We start from the raw sequence: 23,053 nt of genomic DNA on the forward strand, positions 1-23,053 counted from the left end.
TCAGCCTTCCAGGAATTCCAGCACGCCAAGGGGTAGGGGGACTTCCATCACCCGGTCGAACAGCACATAGAGACTAACCGAGAGCAGCAGGCTGACCAGGGCACAGGGCATCAGGCGACCGCCATAGAGCAGGCCGCACAAGGTGGCGGTAAGGAAGGCGCTCAAGGGGAAGCCCAGCGGCTGGAAGGTCAGGGCGTAGCCCAGCAGGATGACGCAGCAGGCCACCACCTTGCGCAGCGACGAGGCGTCCAGCGGCTTCTGGTCTTCGCCATCGCCGATCGGCGTGGGGCGGATGATCAGATAGGCGAGGCCCAGGCTCATCAGCCCGAACATCAGCATCGGATAGGCCCGCGGACCGACCGGTTCGTAGGAGAAGGGCGCCTGGTAATCCCGGGCGATGAACAGCATGACGAGTCCGGCCACCAGCCAGACCGCCATGAAGGCGCGTTGGAAGATCATGTCGACATCCTCGAAGGCGCCCGGAGGGGCGCCAGGGGCGGGGGCTCTGTTACTGGATCAGGCCGAATTCCTTGGCCATGCCGCGATAGCGCGCGACTTCCTTCTGCACATAGGCGTCCAGTTCGGAACCGGTCATGGCGAAGGGGAAGAGCTCGCGCTGATCACGCAGCTTGGCGAAGTCGTCGGACGCCAGCAGCTTGTCGAAGCTGGCTTTCCACCAGTTGTACTGCTCGTCGGTGACCTTCGGGCCGACATAGAAGCCGCGGACCACCGGCCAGACGATGTCGTAGCCCTGCTCACGTGCGGTGGGGATGTCCTTCATCGCCGGTTCGTCGAAACGCTGCTCGGCGAAGACCGCCAGGAGGCGCATGTTGCCGGCCTCGACATGGGGCATGGAGTCGGAGATGTCGGTGCTGCCGACCTGGATGTGGCCGCCCAGCAGCGCGGTGGCGATCTCGCCGCCACCTTCCAGGGCCACGTAGCGCAGGTCCTTGGGATTGATGCCGGCGGCCTTGGCGATCAGCGCCGTCTGCATCCAGTCCTGGCTGCCGACGGTGCCGCCGGAACCTATAACCACCTTGCTCGGATCCTTCTTCAGCGCCTCGACCAGATCACCCAGGGTCTTGTAGGGCGAATCGGCCTTGACCGCGATGGCACCGTAGCTGGCACCCACCGCCGCCAGCCAGCGCACGGCCTTCTCGTCGAAGCGACCGAACTTGCCCTGGGCCAGGTTCAGCAGCGAACCGCTGGAGAAGGCGACGATGGTGTCGCCATCCGCCGGACGCTGAGCCACCACGGTGTTGTAGGCCACCGCGCCGACGCCGCCGGGCATGTAGGTCACGCGCATGGGCCTGTCCAGCAGCTTGGCTTCCACCAGGCCGCTCTGGGCCAGCTTGCAGGTCAGGTCGAAGCCACCACCCGGCGAGGCTGGGGCGATGCATTCGGGACGCTTGGGTTCGGCCATGGCCTGGGCGGACAGCAGCACGGAGGCGGCCAGGGTCAGGGTCAGGGTGCGCAAGGTGGTGCTCATCGACGTCTTCCTTTTGTTGTTATTTCAGAAGCTGACAGGCGGACACGGCTCAGGCTCGCCAGGGCGGCGATCGTTCGGAGAGGTAGCACGGGAGCACGTGGAGCTGCGCGAGGGCGAGCATGGATGTCGTTCCGCTTGTTATTGTTGTTGGCCAACCAGGGGTGGCGCTTGGGCAAGCATCATGCGGTTCTGGGACCGCTACCTTTCACTCTAGACCGCCAAGCTTTCAACAGCCTTTCAGTCGTGAAAGGCAACGAATGTGCGTGGCGGGCAACGGGTCAAGGGGCCACTATCCGGTAAACTCGGGCCTTTTAGGCAGGAGCTGTCAGCGTGCGCATCCTACTGGTCGAAGATCATCCGCCTCTGGCCGAAAGCGTCGCCCAGGCGCTCAAGAGTGCCGGGCTCAACGTCGACCTGCTCAACGATGGCGTGGCCGCCGACCTGGCCCTGCAGAGTGAAAGCTATGCCCTGGCCATTCTCGACGTCGGCCTGCCGCGCATGGATGGCTTCGAGGTGCTGGCGCGCCTGCGCGAGCGTGGCGATCGCCTGCCGGTGCTGATGCTCACCGCCCGTGGCGAGGTCAAGGACCGGGTGCAGGGCCTCAATCTCGGCGCCGACGACTATCTGGCCAAGCCCTTCGAACTCACCGAGCTGGAAGCCCGGGTCAAGGCCCTGCTGCGCCGCAGCGTGCTGGGCGGCGATCGCCAGCAGCGCTGCGGTCCGCTGATCTACGACCTCAATACCTCGCGCTTCACCCTGGGCGATGAGGCGCTGTCGCTCACCTCCCGCGAGCACGCCGTGCTGGCTGCGCTGATCGCCCGTCCCGGACGGGTCATGAGCAAGGAGCAACTCGCCGCCCAGGTCTTCGGCCTGGACGAAGAGGCCAGTCCCGAGGCCATCGAGATCTATGTCCACCGCCTGCGCAAGAAGCTGGAAGCCGGCGCGGTACGCATCGTCACCTTCCGCGGCCTGGGCTATCTGCTGGAAGAACAGCATGGCTGAAGTGGCGAAGGCAGCGGGCAGCCTGCGTGGCCGCCTGCTGCTGCGAATGGTCATCCTGCTTGCGGTGATCCTGGCGATCAGCAGTCTGGCGGCCTATCTTAATGGCCGGCGCCTGGCCGACGTGGCCTATGACCGGACGCTGCTGGCTTCGGCCCGGACCATCGCCGCGGGCCTGTCGGCGTCCAACGGCACCCTGCGCGCCGATGTGCCCTACATCGCCTTGGACAATTTCGCCTACGACAACGTGGGGCGCATCTTCTACCAGGTGCTGGATACCCGTGGCCGGCTGATCTCCGGCTACGAAGAGATCCCGCCCCCGCCGCCGGGCGCCCCCCTGACCCGCGACTATCCGGCCCTGGCGCGCTTCTACAACAGCACCTATCGCGGCAAGGACGTGCGGGTGGTCAGCCTGGCCCAGCCGGTCAGCCAGCCGGATCTCACCGGCATGGCCGAGATCCGCGTCGCTGAGACCGCCGAAGCTCGCGAGGAGGTGGCCCGCAGTCTGCTCACCGACACCCTGATCCGCCTCGGGCTGATGGGGCTGGGTGCCATCCTGCTGGTGTGGATGGCGGTCGGCGCCGCCCTGCGGCCCATGGAGCGCCTGCGCCAGGCCGTGGAAGAGCGTGGGGTGGACGACCTGCGCCCGCTGCCCGAGGTGCGGGCGCCCCAGGAACTGCTGCCCTTGGTGCATGCCCTGGAGGGCTTCACCCTGCGCCTGCGCCGGCTGTTCGAGCGCCAGGCCGACTTCATCGCCAACGCCGCCCACGAATTGCGCACCCCGCTGGCGGCGATCAAGGCGCGAGTCGAACTGGGCCTGCGTGAACGCGAGCCCCAGGCCTGGTACGCCACCCTGGAAGAGACCCGCGCGAGCACCGATCGCCTGGCGCGCCTGGCCAACCAGCTGCTGTCGCTGGCACGCATCGAGAGCGGTGCCCAGGCCATCGCCGAGGGTGGCGCCGAACGGCTGGAGCTCAGCGAACTGGCCAGGGAGCTGGCCATGGCGCTGGCGCCGCTGACCCATGCCAAGGGCGTCGCCCTGGCCTTCGAGCCCTTCGCCAAGGCGCCGGTGATCGGTGAGCCGACGCTGCTCAACGAGCTGCTCTGCAACCTGGTGGAAAACGCCCTGGCCCACAGCCAGCCAGGTGGCAACATCGTGGTGCGGGTGCTGGCGCCGGCGGTGCTGGAAGTCGAGGATGACGGTCCCGGCATTCCGGCCAATGCGCGGGTCAAGGTGTTCGAGCGCTTTCAGCGCCTGGATCCGCAGTCCGGGGGCGCCGGTCTGGGATTGGCCATCGTCGGAGAGATCTGCGCCGCCCACCGCGCCCGTATCCAGTTGCTGGACGGCGCGCTTGGCGGGCTACGGGTGCGGGTCGAATTTCCCGCCGAGGAAGCCTAGGCTTTGTCTAAAAGTGCCGGACCTTCGCTAGGCGACGTTTCAGCCAAGCCCGATGCTCAGCCGAGTAGGGTGCGCGACTGCTCCACCGCGTCCCAGAAGGACTGATCCTGGGCTGGATCGGGCTGGTTGTTCAGCCCCAGGCGGATGCCGGCCGGCAGTGTCTGCACCGCGATCTCCTGCTGACCCTGGCGCTGCGCGTGCAGCTGGGTAGCGATCTGCACGATATCGGCATAGTCGGCCGCCGCGGGCTGGCGTTCCAGCACCAGATACTCCCGGGGCACGCAGGCGATGTCGGCCGGGAAGTCCCAGACCTTGAGAATGCGTTCGCCGATCTGCGGATGGATGCGCGCCGTCACCTGGTCGAGGGTGATGGCGTTGGCCAGCAGCTCTTCCTGTTCTTCGGCATAGGTGAGGATCGGCAGCACGCCGATCTGGTGCACCAGGCCGGCGAGCAGGGCGCGGTCGGCCATCAGGCGCGTGTACTTCTTGCACAGCGCATGGCTGATGGCGGCGATCCCGGTGCCCTGGCTCCAGACCTCGCGCATCTTGCGATCCACGGCGTCGCTGGTGGCCTGGAACATCTGCTGCATGGCCAGGCCCGTGGCCAGGTTCGCCGTGTAGTTGATGCCCAGGCGCCCGACCGCCATCTGCAGGTCGGTGATCTCCTTGCTGGTGCGCAGCAGCGGGCTGTTGACCACCTTGATCAGGCGCGCGGTCAGGGCGGCGTCCATGGCGATCACCCGGCTCAGCTCGGCGACACCCACGTTGGGGTCTTCGGCCGCTTCTCTGACCTTCAGCGCCACCTCGGGAAGGGTGGGCAGCACCACGCGATCGGTGTCTATCGCGTGCAGAAGATCCTGGACAACTTTTTCGGCAAGAGGAGTCATGACGTACCTGTGTGAGGAGCGGAAAAGGCGATCCCAACCTTCAGCGCTTTATTTCACGATCGCTATCGAGTGAGTAGGGCAAATCGAGTAAACGGCAGTTTGGCCCGCCCGAGCTGCCCACCGAGACGCGTCCATCCTCGGCGGCATCGCCCTGCAGCACCGCCAGGAATTCGCAGCCCTCGGCGCTAGACGCGGCGAGCACCACCTCGCCCACGCTGCTGCCATGTACCGGCGAGAACAGCTCGGTACCCACGGCGGGGGGCTGGTCGCTGCCGGCGAGCCGATAGAGGCGCCGCTTGAGCTTGCCCAGGTACTGCATGCGCGCGACGATCTCCTGGCCGGTGTAGCAGCCCTTGCGAAAGCTCACGCCATCCAGCGCCTGCAGATTGATCATCTGCGGGACGAACAGCTCACGGGTCGCGCCGAACACCTGGCCCACGCCGGCCCGCACCTGGGCCAGCAGCCACTCATCGAGCGCGACCTCCGGCAAGGCCGGTGCCGCTGCGTCCACCGCGCGCCAGGTCTCGACCCGGCCATCCTCCAGCCGCAGGGCGAAGCCGCCATCGAGCGGCGCCACGGCATTGGCCTGGTCACCCAGCACGACGTCGGGATAGGCGCTGGCGAAACCGGCGGCAGAGAGCCCCAGGCGTTGCCAGTGGCTGCTTTCATCGGTCAGCGTCGACTTGGAGAAGACCGCATACTTCTTCAGATCGGTCAGCAAGGGCTCGACCAGCTCCGCGGCCATCGCCAGCAGATAGCCGTCGGCCTGCTTGACGATGCGGAAGCTGGACACCAGGCGCCCCTTGGGCGTGCAGCGACCCCCCAGGCCGGCCTGGTCGTCAGCGAGATAGTTGAGGTTGCAGGTCACCTGCCCCTGGAGAAACTTGGTCGCATCGACCCCGCGGATGGCCAGGACGCCTTCGTGGGTCAAGCGGCAGAAATACGGCGAGTCGGCCATTGCGGCAGCAGCTCCGTGTCGAGTGAAGCCGCTCATCATAGGCGTGCCCGGGGTGAATGTCAGGCGCACTGCGCGGCGGGGCGCTTCGGGCTTATACTGCGCCGATTGTCGCAGGAGTCCCCATGAGTACCGAAGCTACCGAACTCAACAGATTGTACTGGCACAGCCGTCGCGGCATGCTGGAACTGGATGTATTGCTGGTGCCCTTCGTCAAGGAGGTCTATTCCTCCCTGGGCGCGGAAGACCAGGCGCGCTATCGCAAGCTGCTCGAGTGCGAGGATCAGGACATGTTCCACTGGTTCATGCAGCGTGGCGAACCGGAAGACGCCGATCTGCAGCTCATCGTGCGCATGATCCTGGACCGTGTCCAGCCGGCTTGAGCCCCTCGAATGCCGCTGGAGCGCCTCTACCGGCCTCCTGCGGCTGCACGCCCTGGCCGCCTTCGGCGCGGGGATCTGCCCCTGGCTGGCGGCCATTCCCTGGACGCTCAAGCCCCTGCTGACGCTGCTGGTGCTCTGGTCCTGGCAGCGCGTGCGCCAGCGCCAGCTCCAGCAGCGCTACCCGGGCGTGCCACGGCGGCTGCGGCATGGCGCCGAGGGTTGGCAGCTCTGGTCGCCAGCGACCGGTTGGCAGGCCATCCAGGTGCGCCCGGACAGCCTGGCCCTGGCGCGGTTGGTGGTGCTGCGTTATCGGGTGCCGGACGAAAGACGCACCCGCAGTCTCTGCGTCGCCCGCGACAGCCTCACCGCGGACGCCCATCGCCGCCTGAGAGTCAGGCTTCGCTTCGCGCCGCGTCGGTTCGCGGCACCAGAATAGTGTCCCGGGCCGTGCTGGCGAGCTGCGGATAGTCCAGGGTGAAGTGCAGGCCGCGACTCTCCTGACGGGCGAGTGCGCTTTCGATGATCAGCTCCGCAACCTGCGCCAGGTTGCGCAATTCGATCAGGTCGCGACTGACCCGGTAATTGCTGTAGAACTCGTCGATCTCGTCCATCAGCAGCTGAATCCGATGGCGGGCGCGCACCAGTCGCTTGGTGGTGCGCACGATGCCGACATAGTCCCACATGAAGCGCCGCAATTCGTCCCAGTTGTGCGCGATCACCACGTCCTCGTCCGAGTCCGTCACCTGGCTGGCATCCCAGTCGGGCAGGTCGCGCGGCATGGCGATCTCGGCCTCTTGCGCCTGAATGTCCAGTGCCGCCGAGCGCGCATAGACGAAGCACTCCAGCAATGAATTGCTGGCCATGCGATTGGCGCCATGCAGACCGGTACAGCTGGTTTCGCCGATGGCGTAGAGGCCGGCGAGATCCGAGCGTCCGTGCTCATCGACGCGCACCCCGCCACAGGTGTAGTGCGCGGCCGGTACCACGGGGATCGGATCGCGGGTAATGTCGATGCCCAGTTCCAGGCAGCGGCGATAGACCGTGGGAAAGTGCTCCTGCACAAAATCCGCTGGCTTGTGGCTGATGTCGAGAAAGACGCAGTCGATGCCCAGGCGCTTCATCTCGTGGTCGATGGCCCGCGCCACTACGTCGCGCGGTGCCAGGTCGGCGCGGGGATCGAAGCGCGGCATGAAGCGCTCGCCATCGGGCAGGCGCAATACGGCACCCTCGCCACGCAGGGCTTCGGTGATCAGGAAGCTCCGCGCATGGGGGTGATAGAGGCAGGTAGGATGGAATTGGTTGAATTCCAGATTGGCCACCGAGCAGCCGGCGCGCCAGGCCATGGCGATGCCGTCACCGCTGGCGCTGTCCTGGTTGGTGCTATAGAGGTAGGCCTTGCTGGCGCCACCGGTGGCCAGCACCGTGAAACGCGCGTGCAGGGTATCCACCTGGTCGCTGGTGCGGTCGAGCACATAGGCGCCCAGGCAGCGCGTACCTGGCCGGCCGAGTTTTTCCGTGGTGATCAGATCCACCGCCACGCGCTGGCTGAGCAGCTGGATATTGGGACGGCCTTCCGCGGTCCGCAGCAGGGTGTCGAAGATCGCCATGCCGGTGGCATCGGCGGCGTGAATGATGCGTCTGTGGCTGTGGCCGCCTTCCCGGGTCAGGTGAAAGCCCAGGCCCCCCTTGGCGGCGTCCTGCTCGCGGGTGAAGGGTACGCCCTGGTCGATCAGCCACTGCATGGCCTCGCGGCTGTGCTCGACGGTGAAGCGCACGGCGGCTTCGTCACACAGTCCGGCGCCCGCGACTAGGGTATCCTGCACGTGCGCCTCGACGGTATCGCCCTCGTCCAGCACGGCGGCGACACCCCCTTGCGCCCAGTAGGTCGAGCCATGTGCCAACTCACCCTTGCTCAGCACCGCGATCGACAGCGTCGCGGGCAGATTGAGCGCAAGCGTCAGGCCCGCGGCGCCACTGCCGATTACCAGGACATCGAATTCCAGATGACGCGCCATGACGTTTCCTTCTCACCGAGACGGCGAGTATAGGAACACGGCGGCTGACGGCATAGCCATCGATGGCAAGGGGGCAGGGAACTCGCGGGCGTCAAACGGGGTCTATGTACAGATAATCGCTCATCCGTGCGGCCGGAGTGCCTGGACGAGAATGGGCCATCTGCCAAAGCTAAATCAGTGATACCCAGGAGCGATTAGCAGCCATTTCAGTGCTCGCTCATCAACTGCTGTGGAGGGGAGAAACTTCGTGCAACAGCCCAGTCTAGCAGCGCGCGTCGATAGTGAAGGCAAGGACGATACCGAGCTGCAAGCCAAGGATAGCAAGCAAGTCCTGCCCACTCAGGAGCAGGATCAACAACTGGTCGAGCGCGTACAGCGCGGCGACAAGCGTGCCTTTGACCTGCTGGTGCTCAAGTATCAGCACAAGATTCTCGGTCTGATCGTGCGTTTCGTCCACGATACCCAGGAAGCCCAGGACGTTGCTCAGGAGGCTTTTATCAAAGCCTATCGTGCCCTCGGGAACTTCCGTGGCGATAGTGCTTTCTACACCTGGCTCTATCGTATCGCCATCAACACGGCAAAGAACCATCTGGTTGCCCGGGGTCGTCGTCCACCGGATAGCGACGTCAGTGCCGAAGATGCGGAATTTTATGAAGGCGACCATGCTCTAAAGGATATCGAGTCCCCGGAGCGGTCCCTTTTGCGGGATGAGATCGAGGCCACCGTGCATCGGACCATCCAGCAACTCCCGGAAGATCTGCGCACCGCGCTGACTCTTCGTGAGTTCGAAGGCCTCAGCTACGAGGACATTGCCAATGTGATGCAATGTCCGGTGGGAACGGTCCGGTCCCGGATTTTCCGGGCTCGGGAAGCGATAGACAAAGCATTGCAGCCCCTGCTGCGTGATGCATAGACAGCGGCGACAGCTTTTAGAGAGGTAATACGTATGAGTCGTGAAGCCCTGCTGGAATCCCTGTCCGCTGTTATGGATAACGAAGCGGACGAATTCGAAACCCGGCGCGTCATCGCCGAGGTCAGCAAGGACCCGGAATTGCGCGCCACCTGGTCGCGCTACGCCATGGTCAGCGCCGTGATTCGCGGTGAGCCCATGCTGCCGAATCTGGATATCGCCAAAGGCGTCACCACCACGCTGGAGCGTGATGAGGTCGCCACAGCGCCAGTAGCAGCACCTGTTGCCGCTCAGGCGAGCAAGGGTCGTTGGTCGAGCCTGGGTCGTGTCGCGGTCGCTGCGTCCGTGACCTTCGCCGTACTGGCGGGCGTGCGGATGTACAACCAGTCCGACGTCTCCACCCAGGGTCTGGCCCAGCAGGCGTCGAGCCAGCTGACCGTGCCACAACCCGCCCGTAGCCCGGCTGTATTGGCCAGCTTCAGCGAAGAAAGCACCAAGGCCAATGCCCAGGTCAAGGCTGATCAGCCTGCAGCAGGTGAAAAGCAGGACGCTCCTGCCCAGCGCTGATCCGCTGGCTTCACCTCGAAACGGCGCCCGGAGCCCAGCTCCAGGCGCCGTTTTTTTTGCCCTGGAGATTTTCGACCAGGTCGCAAAAAAGCTTCGAAAGCTATCGTTCAGCAAGGGCGTGGTATTTCTGCTGCCAGTCGTCACTGACAGTGCCTCCGATCCCGGAAAGGCAGGTCGCCAGCGATGTGTTCAAGTCATTGGATAGAGTGGAGCTGCATGCGCATGCGCAATCTAAAGCATTACACGGCTGCCCTGATGGGGCTCTGGCTGATGGGAATGACGGCCATGGCCCGGGCCGATCTGCCGGATTTCACCGGTCTGGTCGAGGCGGCATCTTCCGCGGTCGTCAACATCAGCACCCGGCAGAAAATTCCCGAAGGTCGCGGCGCCGGCGCCATGACCATGCCCGACCTGGAAGGCCTGCCACCGGGTATCCGTGAATTCTTCGAGCGCAGCATTCCGCAGATGCCGCGCAGTCCCCGGGGCAAGCAGGAGCAGGCCCAGTCGCTGGGTTCCGGCTTCATCATCTCGCCCGATGGCTACATCCTGACCAACAATCATGTGGTCGCCGATGCCGACGAGATCCTGGTGCGCCTGTCCGACCGCAGCGACCATACCGCCAAACTGATCGGCGCGGATCCCCGCACCGACGTGGCCCTGCTGAAGATCGACGCCAAGGACCTGCCTACCCTCAAGCTGGGCAACTCCGACCAGCTCAAGGTGGGTGAATGGGTGCTGGCCATCGGCTCACCCTTCGGCTTCGATCATTCGGTCACCGCCGGCATTGTCAGCGCCAAGGGTCGCAGCCTGCCCAATGAAAGCTACGTCCCCTTCATCCAGACCGACGTAGCCATCAACCCGGGCAACTCCGGCGGCCCCCTGTTCAACCTCAAGGGGGAAGTGGTCGGGATCAACTCGCAGATCTTCACCCGCTCCGGGGGCTTCATGGGGCTGTCCTTCGCCATCCCGATCGACGTCGCCATGAACGTGGCCAATCAGCTCAAGACCGAAGGCAGGGTCAGTCGCGGCTGGCTTGGCGTGGTCATCCAGGAAGTGGACAAGGACCTTGCCGAATCCTTCGGCCTGGATCGTCCGGCGGGTGCCCTGGTCGCCCAGACCCTGGACGACGGTCCCGCCGCCAAGAGCGGCATCAAGGTGGGTGACGTCATCCTCTCGGTCAATGGTCAGAAGATCGAGGAGTCCGCCGACCTGCCGCACCTGATCGGCAACCTCAAGCCGGGTGCCAAGGCCGACATGGAGATCATCCGCGAAGGCAAGCGGCAGAACCTCAGCGTTACCGTGGGCGACATGCCGAAGGATGACCAGGCCGCTTCCGGTGGCGAGCGTGGCTCCGACCGCGCCAGCAATCGCCTGGGCATCGCCGTCGCCAATCTGACGCCCGAGCAGAAGAAGACCCTGGATATCCAGGGCGGTGTGGTCATCAACAAGTTGAGTGGCGACGGTCCCGCTGCGGCCATCGGCCTGCGTCCGGGCGATGTCATCACCCACCTGAACAACCAGCCGATCGAATCGGCCCCGGCCTTCGAGAAGATCACCTCGGCGCTGCCGGCGGGTCGTTCCATCTCGATGCGCGTGGTGCGCGACGGTCGCGCCAGCTTCATCACCTTCAAGCTGCCGGGCAAGTAACGGCAAGGCAGGCGCGCAGGGGCGGGCGACCGCCCCTTCTTTTTGTCCGCTCGAACGGCGCGAGTCCCCTTGTTTGCCGCATTCAGGTAAACTCCCCCGCTATTTTCCCGGCGGATGTTCCGCCGCTGGCTATTCGAGTGCTGATTCGTGAGTGATCTGAGCCATATCCGCAATTTCTCCATCATCGCCCACATCGATCACGGCAAGTCGACGCTTGCGGATCGGTTCATCCAGATGTGTGGTGGTTTGAGCGACCGAGAAATGGAGGCCCAGGTCCTGGATTCCATGGACCTCGAGCGTGAGCGCGGCATCACCATCAAGGCCCACAGCGTTACGCTGTACTACAAGGCCGAAGATGGTAAGACCTACCAGCTCAACTTCATCGATACCCCTGGCCACGTCGACTTCACCTATGAGGTCAGCCGCTCGCTGGCCGCCTGCGAAGGCGCGCTGCTGGTGGTGGACGCGGGGCAGGGCGTGGAAGCCCAGTCGGTCGCCAACTGCTACACCGCCATCGAGCAGGGCCTCGAGGTCATGCCGGTGTTGAACAAGATGGATCTGCCCCAGGCCGATCCGGACAAGGTCAAGGCCGAGATCGAGCACATCATCGGCATCGATGCCACCGACGCCGTGCCCTGCAGTGCCAAGAGCGGCATGGGCGTACCCGAGGTGCTCGAACAACTGGTCAAGGTCATTCCGCCGCCGGAAGGCGAGATCGACGCACCGCTGCAGGCCCTGATCATCGACTCCTGGTTCGATAACTACCTGGGCGTCGTCTCGCTGGTGCGCGTCAAGCACGGTCGGGTCAAGAAGGGCGACAAGATCCTGGTCAAGTCCACCGGCAAGGTGCACCAGGTCGACAGCGTCGGTGTCTTCTCGCCCAAGCACACCGAGATGCCTGACCTGAAGGCCGGTGAAGTAGGCTTCATCATCGCCGGCATCAAGGAAATCCTCGGTGCTCCGGTCGGTGACACCCTGACCCTCAGCGCCACCCCTGACGTGGCCATGCTGCCGGGCTTCCAGCGGGTCAAGCCGCAGGTCTACGCCGGTCTGTTCCCGGTCAGCTCCGACGACTTCGAGGACTTCCGCGAAGCGCTGCAGAAGCTCACCCTCAACGACGCGGCCCTGCAATACGAGCCGGAAAGCTCTGAGGCCCTCGGCTTCGGCTTCCGCATCGGCTTCCTCGGCATGCTGCACATGGAGATCATCCAGGAGCGCCTGGAGCGCGAATATGATCTCGACCTCATCACCACGGCGCCGACCGTGGTCTTCGAGGTGGTGCTCAAGGATGGCAGCACCATCTATGTCGACAACCCCTCGAAACTGCCGGACCTGGCCTCCGTCGCCGAGATGCGCGAGCCCATCGTCCGCGCCAACATCCTGGTACCCCAGGAGCACCTGGGCAACGTCATCACCCTGTGCATCGAAAAGCGTGGCGTCCAGCGCGACATGCAGTTCCTCAGCAGCCAGGTGCAGGTCAGCTACGATCTGCCGATGAACGAGGTGGTACTGGACTTCTTCGACCGCCTGAAGTCGGTGAGTCGCGGCTATGCGTCACTCGATTACAGCTTCGATCGCTTCGAGGCGGCCAGCCTGGTCAAGCTCGATGTCCTCATCAACGGCGAGAAGGTCGACGCCCTGGCCCTGATCGTCCATCGCGACAAGGCGCACTACAAGGGTCGCGCCCTGACCGAGAAGATGAAGGAGCTGATCCCGCGGCAGATGTTCGACGTGGCGATCCAGGCAGCCATCGGCGGTCAGATCGTCGCCCGTACCACCGTCAAGGCGTTGCGCAAGAACGTCCTGGCCAAGTGCTATGGCGGTGACGTCTCCCGTAAGCGCAAGCTGCTGGAAAAGCAGAAGGCGGGTAAGAAGCGCATGAAGCAGGTTGGTAGCGTAGAGATTCCTCAAGAGGCCTTCCTGGCCGTGCTCAAGGTGGATAGCTGAAGCCCATGTCCTGGAACTTCCCTCTGTTGCTGGTTCTCGCGGTCGCCGTCTGCGGCGCCCTGGCGCTCATCGATCTGCTGGTGCTCGCACCGCGTCGTCGCAAGGCGATCCAGACCTACGGGCAGCAGGTCAGCGAGCCTGATCCCGTGGTCCTGGAGCAGTTGAACAAGGAACCGGCGCTGGTCGAGTACGGGAAGTCCTTCTTTCCCGTCCTGGCCATCGTGCTGATCCTGAGATCCTTCCTGGTGGAGCCGTTCCAGATTCCTTCGGGCTCCATGAAGCCGACCCTGGAAGTGGGCGACTTCATCCTGGTGAACAAATTCGCCTACGGCATCCGCCTGCCGGTGATCGATCTCAAGGTCATCCCGATCGGTGATCCGCAGCGTGGCGACGTCATGGTGTTCCGCTATCCCAGCGATCCCAGCGTCAACTACATCAAGCGCGTGATCGGCGTGCCGGGCGATACCATCCGCTATACCAGCGACAAGCAGCTGTACATCAACGGCCAGCGCGTCAGCGAGGAGCTGGTAGGCGACGAGCCGGGTTCGCTGGGCAGCGTCAAGCTGTTCAAGGAACAACTGGGCAAGGCCGAACACCTGATCCGCGAGGAGATGACCCGCTACCGCATGGAGCCCGACCACGAGTGGAAGGTGCCGGCCGGTCACTACTTCATGATGGGTGACAACCGCGACAACTCCAACGACAGTCGCTACTGGGACGATCCCAACATTCCCCGTGATCTGCTGGGCATGGTTCCCGACCGCAACATCGTCGGCAAGGCCTTCGCCGTCTGGCTGAGCTGGCCGGAGCCCAAGCTGCAGAGCATGCCCACCCTGTCTCGCGTAGGTATCATCAGATGAATGAACGCAGAGTGCCCGGTCTCCCGTCGCGTCAGCAGGGTCTGTCGTTTCTCGGTGGTCTGCTCGGACTCTGCGTCATCGCCTTCCTGGCCAGCACGGCCATGAAACTCGTTCCGCATTACCTGGACTACAATGCTCTGACCAAGGTCATCGAATCCATCGGCGACAACCCCGATAACCAGATTCGCAGCGTGTCCGACGTCTACAGCTACGTGGGGAAGGGTATGCAGGTGAACGACATCCGTGATCTCGATCTGCAAAAGGCTATGCGCGTCGAAGCCGACGGCAACCACCTGCAGATCCACCTCGACTATGAAAAACGTGAACACCTGATCCGCAACATCGATCTGGTCGTTCGTTTCAATCGTGATTTCCGTATAAATCTCCCGTGACTTTATCTCTAGATCGCCTCGAGCGTCGGCTGGGTTATACCTTCCAGGACCCGGATCTGATGCTGCTCGCCCTCACGCACCGCAGCTTTGCCGGTCGCAACAACGAACGCCTGGAATTTCTCGGCGACGCCATCCTCAACTTCATCATTGGCGAAGCCCTCTACGATCACTTCCCCCAGGCCCGCGAAGGCCAGCTGTCCCGCTTGCGGGCCAAGCTGGTGAAAGGCGAGACCCTGGCGCTGCTGGCCCGCAGCTTCGAACTCGGTGACTACCTGCGCCTGGGTTCCGGTGAGCTGAAGAGCGGCGGCTTTCGTCGCGAATCCATTCTTGCCGATGCCATGGAAGCCCTGATCGGCGGCATCTATCTGGATGCCGGCATGGACGCGGCGAAAGACCGGGTCATGGCCTGGCTGGGTCCGCAACTTCGCGAGCTGACGCCGGTGGATACCAACAAGGATCCCAAGACGCGGCTGCAGGAGTTTCTCCAGGCGCGCGCCTGCGACCTGCCGCGCTACGAGGTGGTCGCCATCGAAGGAGAGCCCCATTGCCGGGTCTTCTTCGTCGAATGCGAGATCGCCATGCTCAACGAAAAGACGACGGGGCAGGGCGCCAGTCGCCGCATCGCCGAACAGATAGCGGCCTCGGCGGCCTTGATCGCCCTGGGCGTGGAGAATGGTCATGAATGATGAGCTGAAGGCATCGCGCTGCGGCTACGTAGCCATCGTGGGTCGCCCCAACGTTGGCAAGTCCACGCTGCTCAACCATATCCTGGGGCAGAAGCTGGCCATCACCTCGCGCAAGCCGCAGACCACCCGGCACAACATGCTTGGCATCAAGACCGAGGGTGAGGTCCAGACCATCTATGTGGATACCCCCGGTCTGCACAAGGAAAACCAGAAGGCGCTCAACCGCTTCATGAACAAGACGGCCGTCACCGCCCTGCGCGATGTGGACGTCGTGGTGTTCGTGGTCGATCGCACCCGCTGGACCGACGAAGACCAGATGGTGCTGGAGCGGGTGCGCTTCGTGAAGTGCCCGGTGCTGCTCGCCGTCAACAAGATGGATCGCCTGGAAGACAAGGCCGACATGCTGCCGCACCTGCAATGGCTGCAGGAGCAGTTGCCGGAAGCCGCGCTCATTCCGATCTCCGCCCAGCATGGCCACAATCTCGACGCCCTCGAAGAGCTGGTCGCCGAACGTCTGCCGGAAGGTGACCACTTCTTCCCCGAGGACCAGATCACCGACCGATCCAGCCGCTTTCTCGCGGCCGAGCTGATCCGGGAAAAGATCATGCGCCAGCTGGGGGCGGAGTTGCCCTATCAGGTCGCGGTCGAGATCGAGGAATTCAAGTACGACAACGGCGTGCTGCACATCCACGGCCTGATTCTGGTCGAGCGTGATGGCCAGAAGAAGATCCTCATCGGCCAGGCCGGCGAGCGCATCAAGCGGATCGGCCAGGAAGCCCGCCACGACATGGAAACCCTGTTCGACGCCAAGGTCATGCTCAACCTCTGGGTCAAGGTCAAAGGCGGCTGGTCCGATGACGAGCGTGCCCTGCGCTCTCTGGGTTATTCCGACCTCTAGCGATGCAGGCGTCCGAGCCGCTGTTCGTCCTGCATTCGCGCCCCTACCGGGAAAGCAGTGCGCTGGTGGATGTGTTCGGCGCCTTTGGCCGGGTCCGTACCGTATTGCGCGCGGCCCGCTCCCGCTCCGGAAGTCTGGCCAGACCCTTCATTCCGCTCGAAGCCCAGCTCAGCGGGCGAGGGGAGTTGAAGAATCTGCAGAAGGTGGCGGCCCTGGCGCCGCCCTTTCTGCTTCAGGGACAGGCCCTTTTCAGTGGCTTCTATCTCAACGAACTGCTGGTCCGGCTGCTACCCGTCGAAGATCCCTATCCCGCCCTCTTCGAACTCTATGGTCTGACCCTGGCCGCCCTGGTCCAGGGCCGTCCGGTCGAACCCCTGTTGCGTACCTTCGAATGGCGTCTGCTTGATCTGCTGGGCTACGGTTTTTCGCTGGCCCAGACCCTGGATGGTCGGGCCATCGAAGCCCGGCGTCTCTATCGCTTCATTCCGGATCAGGGCTTCGAGCCCGTCGACGAGGTTCGCCCGGGCTGTCTGGCCGGCGCGGAAATCCTGGCACTGGATCGCGGCGAATGGGACGATCCCACGGTAGTCCGCGCTGCCAAGCGCCTGATGCGCCAGGCCCTGGCGCCGCACCTGGGCAGCAAACCCCTGATGAGTCGCGAATTGTTCGCCAAGCCAAGTGAATAAGCCATGAAAGAGTTCAGTCGTGTTCTGTTGGGCGTCAACATCGATCATGTCGCCACCCTGCGCCAGGCCCGGGGTACGAGATATCCGGATCCGGTCAAGGCGGCACTGGACGCCGAAGAGGCAGGGGCGGATGGCATCACCCTGCACCTGCGTGAGGACCGTCGCCATATCCAGGAACGGGATGTCCGCCTGCTGCGCGAGCTCCTGCAGACCCGCATGAATCTCGAAGTCGCCCTGACCCCCGAGATGCTGGCCTTCGCGCAGGAGATCCGTCCCGAGCACGTCTGCCTGGTGCCCGAGCGCCGGGAAGAGCTGACCACCGAAGGTGGTCTGGATGTCTTGGGGCAGGTCCAGCGCATCAGCACTGCCATTGCCGCGCTGCCCGCTTCGGAAGTGTCCCTCTTTATAGACCCGGATTTGCAGCAGATTCAGGCGGCCAAGGACTGCGGCGCCCCGGTGATCGAACTGCACACCGGTCGCTATGCCGAGGCAGACACCCAGCACGAGCAGACCCTGGAGCTGCAGCGCCTGGCCAAGGCCGTGGAATTCGCCACCGGCCTCGGGCTGGTGGTCAATGCCGGCCATGGCCTGCACTACCACAATGTTCAGCCGATCGCGGCCCTGCCAGGTATCAACGAGCTGAACATCGGTCACGCCATCGTCGCCCAGGCAGTCTTCGTCGGCTTCAAGCAGGCGGTCAGGGACATGGCCGAATTGATCCGCTGTAACTCGGTCGTAAAATAACTGTTGACCTGCCCCGAAACTCCCCTATAATGCGCCCCACTTCCGGCGCAGATGCTGAAGCGGCTTGAAAATCAAGCACTTAGGTCTGAGCCAGGCGAGGGGTCCACGGATTCTTCGCTGTCTGGTCTTCACCTCCGGGTGATGGCGGGATGAAGCGGAGGGGGTTGACAGCGTCTTGGGATGCTGTAGGATTCGCCTCCCGCTGCCGAGATTGGTTAGACCGGTCAGGCAGGCGCAAGTGGTTGAGTTGAAACGAAAAAGTTCAAATCAACGCTTGACAGGATGTGAGGACAGCGTAGAATGCGCGCCTCGGTTAGCGACACGGTCGCAACCAACTGCTCTTTAACAAGTTGAATCAAGCAATTCGTGTGGGTGCTTGTGAGATAAGTCTGGTGTCGCAAGATTATCAGCAACACAAGTAACTCGTGAATTCATGAGTTTTTTGCGATTGCTGAGCCAAGTTTAGGGTTTTCTCAAAACCCGATCAGTCTACTTAACTGAAGAGTTTGATCATGGCTCAGATTGAACGCTGGCGGCAGGCCTAACACATGCAAGTCGAGCGGATGAGAGGAGCTTGCTCCTCGATTCAGCGGCGGACGGGTGAGTAATGCCTAGGAATCTGCCTAGTAGTGGGGGACAACGTTTCGAAAGGAACGCTAATACCGCATACGTCCTACGGGAGAAAGTGGGGGATCTTCGGACCTCACGCTATTAGATGAGCCTAGGTCGGATTAGCTAGTTGGTAGGGTAAAGGCCTACCAAGGCGACGATCCGTAACTGGTCTGAGAGGATGATCAGTCACACTGGAACTGAGACACGGTCCAGACTCCTACGGGAGGCAGCAGTGGGGAATATTGGACAATGGGCGAAAGCCTGATCCAGCCATGCCGCGTGTGTGAAGAAGGCCCTCGGGTCGTAAAGCACTTTAAGTTGGGAGGAAGGGCTTACAGCGAATACCTGTGAGTTTTGACGTTACCGACAGAATAAGCACCGGCTAACTTCGTGCCAGCAGCCGCGGTAATACGAAGGGTGCAAGCGTTAATCGGAATTACTGGGCGTAAAGCGCGCGTAGGTGGCTTGATAAGTTGGATGTGAAATCCCCGGGCTCAACCTGGGAACTGCATCCAAAACTGTCTGGCTAGAGTGTGGTAGAGGGTAGTGGAATTTCCAGTGTAGCGGTGAAATGCGTAGATATTGGAAGGAACACCAGTGGCGAAGGCGACTACCTGGACTAACACTGACACTGAGGTGCGAAAGCGTGGGGAGCAAACAGGATTAGATACCCTGGTAGTCCACGCCGTAAACGATGTCAACTAGCCGTTGGGATCCTTGAGATCTTAGTGGCGCAGCTAACGCATTAAGTTGACCGCCTGGGGAGTACGGCCGCAAGGTTAAAACTCAAATGAATTGACGGGGGCCCGCACAAGCGGTGGAGCATGTGGTTTAATTCGAAGCAACGCGAAGAACCTTACCTGGCCTTGACATGCTGAGAACTTTCCAGAGATGGATTGGTGCCTTCGGGAACTCAGACACAGGTGCTGCATGGCTGTCGTCAGCTCGTGTCGTGAGATGTTGGGTTAAGTCCCGTAACGAGCGCAACCCTTGTCCTTAGTTACCAGCACGTTATGGTGGGCACTCTAAGGAGACTGCCGGTGACAAACCGGAGGAAGGTGGGGATGACGTCAAGTCATCATGGCCCTTACGGCCAGGGCTACACACGTGCTACAATGGTCGGTACAAAGGGTTGCCAAGCCGCGAGGTGGAGCTAATCCCATAAAACCGATCGTAGTCCGGATCGCAGTCTGCAACTCGACTGCGTGAAGTCGGAATCGCTAGTAATCGTGAATCAGAACGTCACGGTGAATACGTTCCCGGGCCTTGTACACACCGCCCGTCACACCATGGGAGTGGGTTGCTCCAGAAGTAGCTAGTCTAACCTTCGGGAGGACGGTTACCACGGAGTGATTCATGACTGGGGTGAAGTCGTAACAAGGTAGCCGTAGGGGAACCTGCGGCTGGATCACCTCCTTAATCGAAGATGTCAGCTTGCTGGCAAGCACCCACACGAATTGCTTGATTCACTGATAGAAGAGCAATTGAGTTAGTTAGACTCAAGGTAAGACGATTGGGTCTGTAGCTCAGTTGGTTAGAGCGCACCCCTGATAAGGGTGAGGTCGGCAGTTCGAATCTGCCCAGACCCACCAATCGATGGGGCCATAGCTCAGCTGGGAGAGCGCCTGCCTTGCACGCAGGAGGTCAGGAGTTCGATCCTCCTTGGCTCCACCATCTCCACCTACCGCTAACGCAATTGCTTGAAAAGCTCAGAAGTGAGTGTTCGCCGACGCGAATCCTGACTTCTGGTCTTTGATCAGAACTGTTCTTTAAAAAATTGGGAAAGTGATAGAAGTAGACTGCATTAACTGTTTTCACTGGCAGTTAGTGTCGTCAAGGTAAAATCTTGCGAACTCAAGCGCAAGTTTTCGGCGAAATGTCGTCTTCACTCATGTAACGCCTGCAGATCGGTAGCGTCCTTGTGACGCCAGCGAGATTGCTTGGGGTTATATGGTCAAGTGAAGAAGCGCATACGGTGGATGCCTTGGCAGTCAGAGGCGATGAAAGACGTGATAGCCTGCGATAAGCTTCGGTGAGGTGGCAAATGACCTGTGACCCGGAGATCTCTGAATGGGGAAACCCACCTAGCATAAGCTAGGTATCTTAACCTGAATCCATAGGGTTAAGAGGCGAACCAGGGGAACTGAAACATCTAAGTACCCTGAGGAAAAGAAATCAACCGAGATTCCCTTAGTAGTGGCGAGCGAACGGGGACCAGCCCTTAAGTTGATTTGAGAGTAGCGGAACGCTTTGGAAAAGGCGGCCATAGTGGGTGATAGCCCTGTACGCGAAACGCTCTTATCAATGAAATCGAGTAGGACGGGGCACGAGAAACCCTGTCTGAATATGGGGGGACCATCCTCCAAGGCTAAATACTCCTGACTGACCGATAGTGAACCAGTACCGTGAGGGAAAGGCGAAAAGAACCCCGGAGAGGGGAGTGAAATAGAACCTGAAACCGTATGCGTACAAGCAGTGGGAGCCTACTTTGTTAGGTGACTGCGTACCTTTTGTATAATGGGTCAGCGACTTATTTTCAGTGGCGAGCTTAACCGAATAGGGGAGGCGTAGCGAAAGCGAGTCTTAATAGGGCGTTTAGTCGCTGGGAATAGACCCGAAACCGGGCGATCTATCCATGAGCAGGTTGAAGGTTAGGTAACACTGACTGGAGGACCGAACCCACTTCCGTTGAAAAGGCAGGGGATGACTTGTGGATCGGAGTGAAAGGCTAATCAAGCTCGGAGATAGCTGGTTCTCCTCGAAAGCTATTTAGGTAGCGCCTCATGTATCACTCTGGGGGGTAGAGCACTGTTTCGGCTAGGGGGTCATCCCGACTTACCAAACCGATGCAAACTCCGAATACCCAGAAGTGCCGAGCATGGGAGACACACGGCGGGTGCTAACGTCCGTCGTGAAAAGGGAAACAACCCAGACCGTCAGCTAAGGTCCCAAAGTCCTGGTTAAGTGGTAAACGATGTGGGAAGGCTTAGACAGCTAGGAGGTTGGCTTAGAAGCAGCCACCCTTTAAAGAAAGCGTAATAGCTCACTAGTCGAGTCGGCCTGCGCGGAAGATGTAACGGGGCTCAAACCAGGCACCGAAGCTACGGGTATCACCTTTGGTGATGCGGTAGAGGAGCGTTCTGTAAGCCTGTGAAGGTGAGTTGAGAAGCTTGCTGGAGGTATCAGAAGTGCGAATGCTGACATGAGTAACGACAATGCGAGTGAAAAACTCGCACGCCGAAAGACCAAGGGTTCCTGCGCAACGTTAATCGACGCAGGGTGAGTCGGTCCCTAAGGCGAGGCTGAAAGGCGTAGTCGATGGGAAACGGGTTAATATTCCCGTACTTCTAGTTACTGCGATGGGGGGACGGAGAAGGCTAGGCCAGCTTGGCGTTGGTTGTCCAAGTTTAAGGTGGTAGGCTGACTGTTTAGGTAAATCCGGACAGTTAAGGCCGAGAGCTGATGACGATCCTTCTTTTAGAAGGAGAAGTGGTTGATGCCATGCTTCCAGGAAAAGCCTCTAAGCTTCAGGTAACTAGGAACCGTACCCCAAACCGACACAGGTGGTCGGGTAGAGAATACCAAGGCGCTTGAGAGAACTCGGGTGAAGGAACTAGGCAAAATGGCACCGTAACTTCGGGAGAAGGTGCGCCGGTGAGGGTGAAGGGTTTACCCCGTAAGCTCATGCCGGTCGAAGATACCAGGCCGCTGCGACTGTTTATTAAAAACACAGCACTCTGCAAACACGAAAGTGGACGTATAGGGTGTGACGCCTGCCCGGTGCCGGAAGGTTAATTGATGGGGTTAGCGCAAGCGAAGCTCTTGATCGAAGCCCCGGTAAACGGCGGCCGTAACTATAACGGTCCTAAGGTAGCGAAATTCCTTGTCGGGTAAGTTCCGACCTGCACGAATGGCGTAACGATGGCGGCGCTGTCTCCACCCGAGACTCAGTGAAATTGAAATCGCTGTGAAGATGCAGTGTATCCGCGGCTAGACGGAAAGACCCCGTGAACCTTTACTGTAGCTTTGCACTGGACTTTGAGCTTGCTTGTGTAGGATAGGTGGGAGGCTTTGAAGCGTGGACGCCAGTCTGCGTGGAGCCATCCTTGAAATACCACCCTGGCAATCTTGAGGTTCTAACTCTGGTCCGTTATCCGGATCGAGGACAGTGTATGGTGGGCAGTTTGACTGGGGCGGTCTCCTCCTAAAGAGTAACGGAGGAGTACGAAGGTGCGCTCAGACCGGTCGGAAATCGGTCGTAGAGTATAAAGGCAAAAGCGCGCTTGACTGCGAGACAGACACGTCGAGCAGGTACGAAAGTAGGTCTTAGTGATCCGGTGGTTCTGTATGGAAGGGCCATCGCTCAACGGATAAAAGGTACTCCGGGGATAACAGGCTGATACCGCCCAAGAGTTCATATCGACGGCGGTGTTTGGCACCTCGATGTCGGCTCATCACATCCTGGGGCTGAAGCCGGTCCCAAGGGTATGGCTGTTCGCCATTTAAAGTGGTACGCGAGCTGGGTTTAGAACGTCGTGAGACAGTTCGGTCCCTATCTGCCGTGGACGTTTGAGATTTGAGAGGGGCTGCTCCTAGTACGAGAGGACCGGAGTGGACGAACCTCTGGTGTTCCGGTTGTCACGCCAGTGGCATTGCCGGGTAGCTACGTTCGGAAGAGATAACCGCTGAAAGCATCTAAGCGGGAAACTTGCCTCAAGATGAGATCTCACTGGAGCCTTGAGCTTCCTGAAGGGCCGTCGAAGACTACGACGTTGATAGGTCGGGTGTGTAAGCGCTGTGAGGCGTTGAGCTAACCGATACTAATTGCCCGTGAGGCTTGACCATATAACACCCAAACAATCTGACCGTGGTCAGAGCGTGAGGAAGACGACGCCGAAAACCGGCGCGTGGGTTCGCAAGACCCAAGACGAGTTGTCTACTTCGATCACAGACCCAATTGGGCCAGCCAGGCAGCCT

The 23,053-nt window shown here is 61.4% G+C and carries 19 protein-coding genes, 2 tRNA genes and 2 rRNA genes; 18 read left to right on the plus strand and 5 right to left on the minus strand.

Annotated features, from left to right (window positions below; genetic code table 11):
• The gene (locus AABM56_RS04580) at positions 1–459 is read right to left on the minus strand and encodes a tripartite tricarboxylate transporter TctB family protein (protein WP_017640135.1); all 459 of its coding nucleotides are present in this window, start codon (positions 457–459) and stop codon (positions 1–3) included.
• Between the two features lie 49 nt (positions 460–508).
• Positions 509–1,489 carry a tripartite tricarboxylate transporter substrate binding protein gene (locus AABM56_RS04585; RefSeq protein ID WP_133862960.1) on the minus strand — a complete coding sequence of 327 codons (981 nt, stop codon included), beginning with the start codon at positions 1,487–1,489 and terminating at the stop codon, positions 509–511.
• 330 nt (positions 1,490–1,819) lie between these two features.
• Between AABM56_RS04585 and AABM56_RS04590 the strand changes: the two genes are divergently transcribed.
• Positions 1,820–2,491 carry a response regulator gene (locus tag AABM56_RS04590; RefSeq protein WP_133862959.1) on the plus strand — a complete coding sequence of 224 codons (672 nt, stop codon included), beginning with the start codon at positions 1,820–1,822 and terminating at the stop codon, positions 2,489–2,491.
• Positions 2,484–3,887: a sensor histidine kinase gene (locus AABM56_RS04595; RefSeq protein ID WP_133862958.1), complete on the plus strand. Its 1,404-nt coding sequence runs from the start codon at positions 2,484–2,486 to the stop codon at positions 3,885–3,887. The genes AABM56_RS04590 and AABM56_RS04595 overlap by 8 nt, the downstream gene beginning before the upstream one ends.
• Positions 3,888–3,943: 56 nt before the next feature.
• Here AABM56_RS04595 and AABM56_RS04600 read toward each other — a convergent pair whose 3' ends face one another.
• A complete protein-coding gene (locus tag AABM56_RS04600; protein ID WP_166655944.1) occupies positions 3,944–4,774 on the minus strand; it encodes an HDOD domain-containing protein in 831 nt (276 codons plus the stop codon).
• 40 nt (positions 4,775–4,814) lie between these two features.
• Positions 4,815–5,732 (minus strand): folate-binding protein YgfZ, encoded by a 918-nt coding sequence (locus AABM56_RS04605; RefSeq protein WP_133862957.1) that lies wholly within the window; start codon positions 5,730–5,732, stop codon positions 4,815–4,817.
• Between the two features lie 122 nt (positions 5,733–5,854).
• Here AABM56_RS04605 and AABM56_RS04610 point away from each other — a divergent pair, with 122 nt between their 5' ends.
• Together AABM56_RS04610 and AABM56_RS04615 are read left to right on the plus strand one after the other, a co-directional pair.
• The gene (locus AABM56_RS04610) at positions 5,855–6,112 is read left to right on the plus strand and encodes a succinate dehydrogenase assembly factor 2 (protein WP_133862956.1); all 258 of its coding nucleotides are present in this window, start codon (positions 5,855–5,857) and stop codon (positions 6,110–6,112) included.
• Entirely contained in the window at positions 6,096–6,548 is a 453-nt protein-coding gene (locus tag AABM56_RS04615; RefSeq protein WP_133862955.1) for a protein YgfX, read from the plus strand. Before AABM56_RS04610 ends, AABM56_RS04615 begins: the two co-directional genes overlap by 17 nt.
• Here the strand turns inward: AABM56_RS04615 and nadB are convergent.
• Positions 6,505–8,127, minus strand: coding sequence for an L-aspartate oxidase (nadB, locus tag AABM56_RS04620; protein WP_133862954.1), 1,623 nt, complete (start codon positions 8,125–8,127; stop codon positions 6,505–6,507). The genes AABM56_RS04615 and nadB overlap by 44 nt on opposite strands.
• Before the next feature lie 331 nt (positions 8,128–8,458).
• Between nadB and rpoE the strand changes: the two genes are divergently transcribed.
• The 14 genes from rpoE (at position 8,459) to AABM56_RS04690 (ending at position 22,921) form a co-directional block, all read left to right on the plus strand.
• A complete protein-coding gene (rpoE, locus tag AABM56_RS04625; protein WP_026083736.1) occupies positions 8,459–9,040 on the plus strand; it encodes an RNA polymerase sigma factor RpoE in 582 nt (193 codons plus the stop codon).
• A 33-nt stretch (positions 9,041–9,073) separates the two neighbouring features.
• On the plus strand, positions 9,074–9,604 hold the full coding sequence (locus AABM56_RS04630; RefSeq protein ID WP_133862953.1) for a sigma-E factor negative regulatory protein: 531 nt from the start codon (positions 9,074–9,076) through the stop codon (positions 9,602–9,604).
• Between the two features lie 222 nt (positions 9,605–9,826).
• On the plus strand, positions 9,827–11,251 hold the full coding sequence (locus tag AABM56_RS04635; protein WP_347883866.1) for a DegQ family serine endoprotease: 1,425 nt from the start codon (positions 9,827–9,829) through the stop codon (positions 11,249–11,251).
• 147 nt (positions 11,252–11,398) lie between these two features.
• A complete protein-coding gene (gene lepA, locus AABM56_RS04640) occupies positions 11,399–13,198 on the plus strand; it encodes a translation elongation factor 4 (protein WP_187978494.1) in 1,800 nt (599 codons plus the stop codon).
• A gap of 5 nt (positions 13,199–13,203) precedes the next feature.
• Positions 13,204–14,058, plus strand: coding sequence for a signal peptidase I (gene lepB / locus AABM56_RS04645; protein ID WP_133862950.1), 855 nt, complete (start codon positions 13,204–13,206; stop codon positions 14,056–14,058).
• Positions 14,055–14,450, plus strand: a complete 396-nt coding sequence (locus tag AABM56_RS04650; RefSeq protein ID WP_133862949.1) for a DUF4845 domain-containing protein — start codon at positions 14,055–14,057, stop codon at positions 14,448–14,450. Before lepB ends, AABM56_RS04650 begins: the two co-directional genes overlap by 4 nt.
• Positions 14,447–15,136: a ribonuclease III gene (rnc, locus tag AABM56_RS04655; protein ID WP_133862948.1), complete on the plus strand. Its 690-nt coding sequence runs from the start codon at positions 14,447–14,449 to the stop codon at positions 15,134–15,136. The genes AABM56_RS04650 and rnc overlap by 4 nt, the downstream gene beginning before the upstream one ends.
• Complete coding sequence (era, locus tag AABM56_RS04660; protein WP_133862947.1) at positions 15,129–16,034, plus strand: GTPase Era; 906 nt, start codon at positions 15,129–15,131, stop codon at positions 16,032–16,034. Before rnc ends, era begins: the two co-directional genes overlap by 8 nt.
• 2 nt (positions 16,035–16,036) lie before the next feature.
• The gene (recO, locus tag AABM56_RS04665) at positions 16,037–16,720 is read left to right on the plus strand and encodes a DNA repair protein RecO (protein WP_347883867.1); all 684 of its coding nucleotides are present in this window, start codon (positions 16,037–16,039) and stop codon (positions 16,718–16,720) included.
• A gap of 3 nt (positions 16,721–16,723) precedes the next feature.
• Entirely contained in the window at positions 16,724–17,464 is a 741-nt protein-coding gene (gene pdxJ / locus AABM56_RS04670; RefSeq protein WP_133862945.1) for a pyridoxine 5'-phosphate synthase, read from the plus strand.
• A gap of 494 nt (positions 17,465–17,958) precedes the next feature.
• A 16S ribosomal RNA gene (locus AABM56_RS04675) occupies positions 17,959–19,495 on the plus strand.
• A 96-nt stretch (positions 19,496–19,591) separates the two neighbouring features.
• Positions 19,592–19,668 (plus strand) — tRNA-Ile (locus tag AABM56_RS04680).
• A gap of 6 nt (positions 19,669–19,674) precedes the next feature.
• Positions 19,675–19,750 (plus strand) — tRNA-Ala (locus AABM56_RS04685).
• Positions 19,751–20,028: 278 nt separating this feature from the next.
• Positions 20,029–22,921 (plus strand): 23S ribosomal RNA (locus AABM56_RS04690).
• Together the 16S and 23S rRNA genes with 2 tRNA genes alongside form the textbook arrangement of a ribosomal RNA operon.
• The last annotated feature ends 132 nt before the right edge of the window (positions 22,922–23,053 follow it).

This window comes from Pseudomonas aestiva, assembly GCF_039908605.1.
Classification (GTDB): Bacteria; Pseudomonadota; Gammaproteobacteria; order Pseudomonadales; family Pseudomonadaceae; genus Chryseomonas; species Chryseomonas aestiva.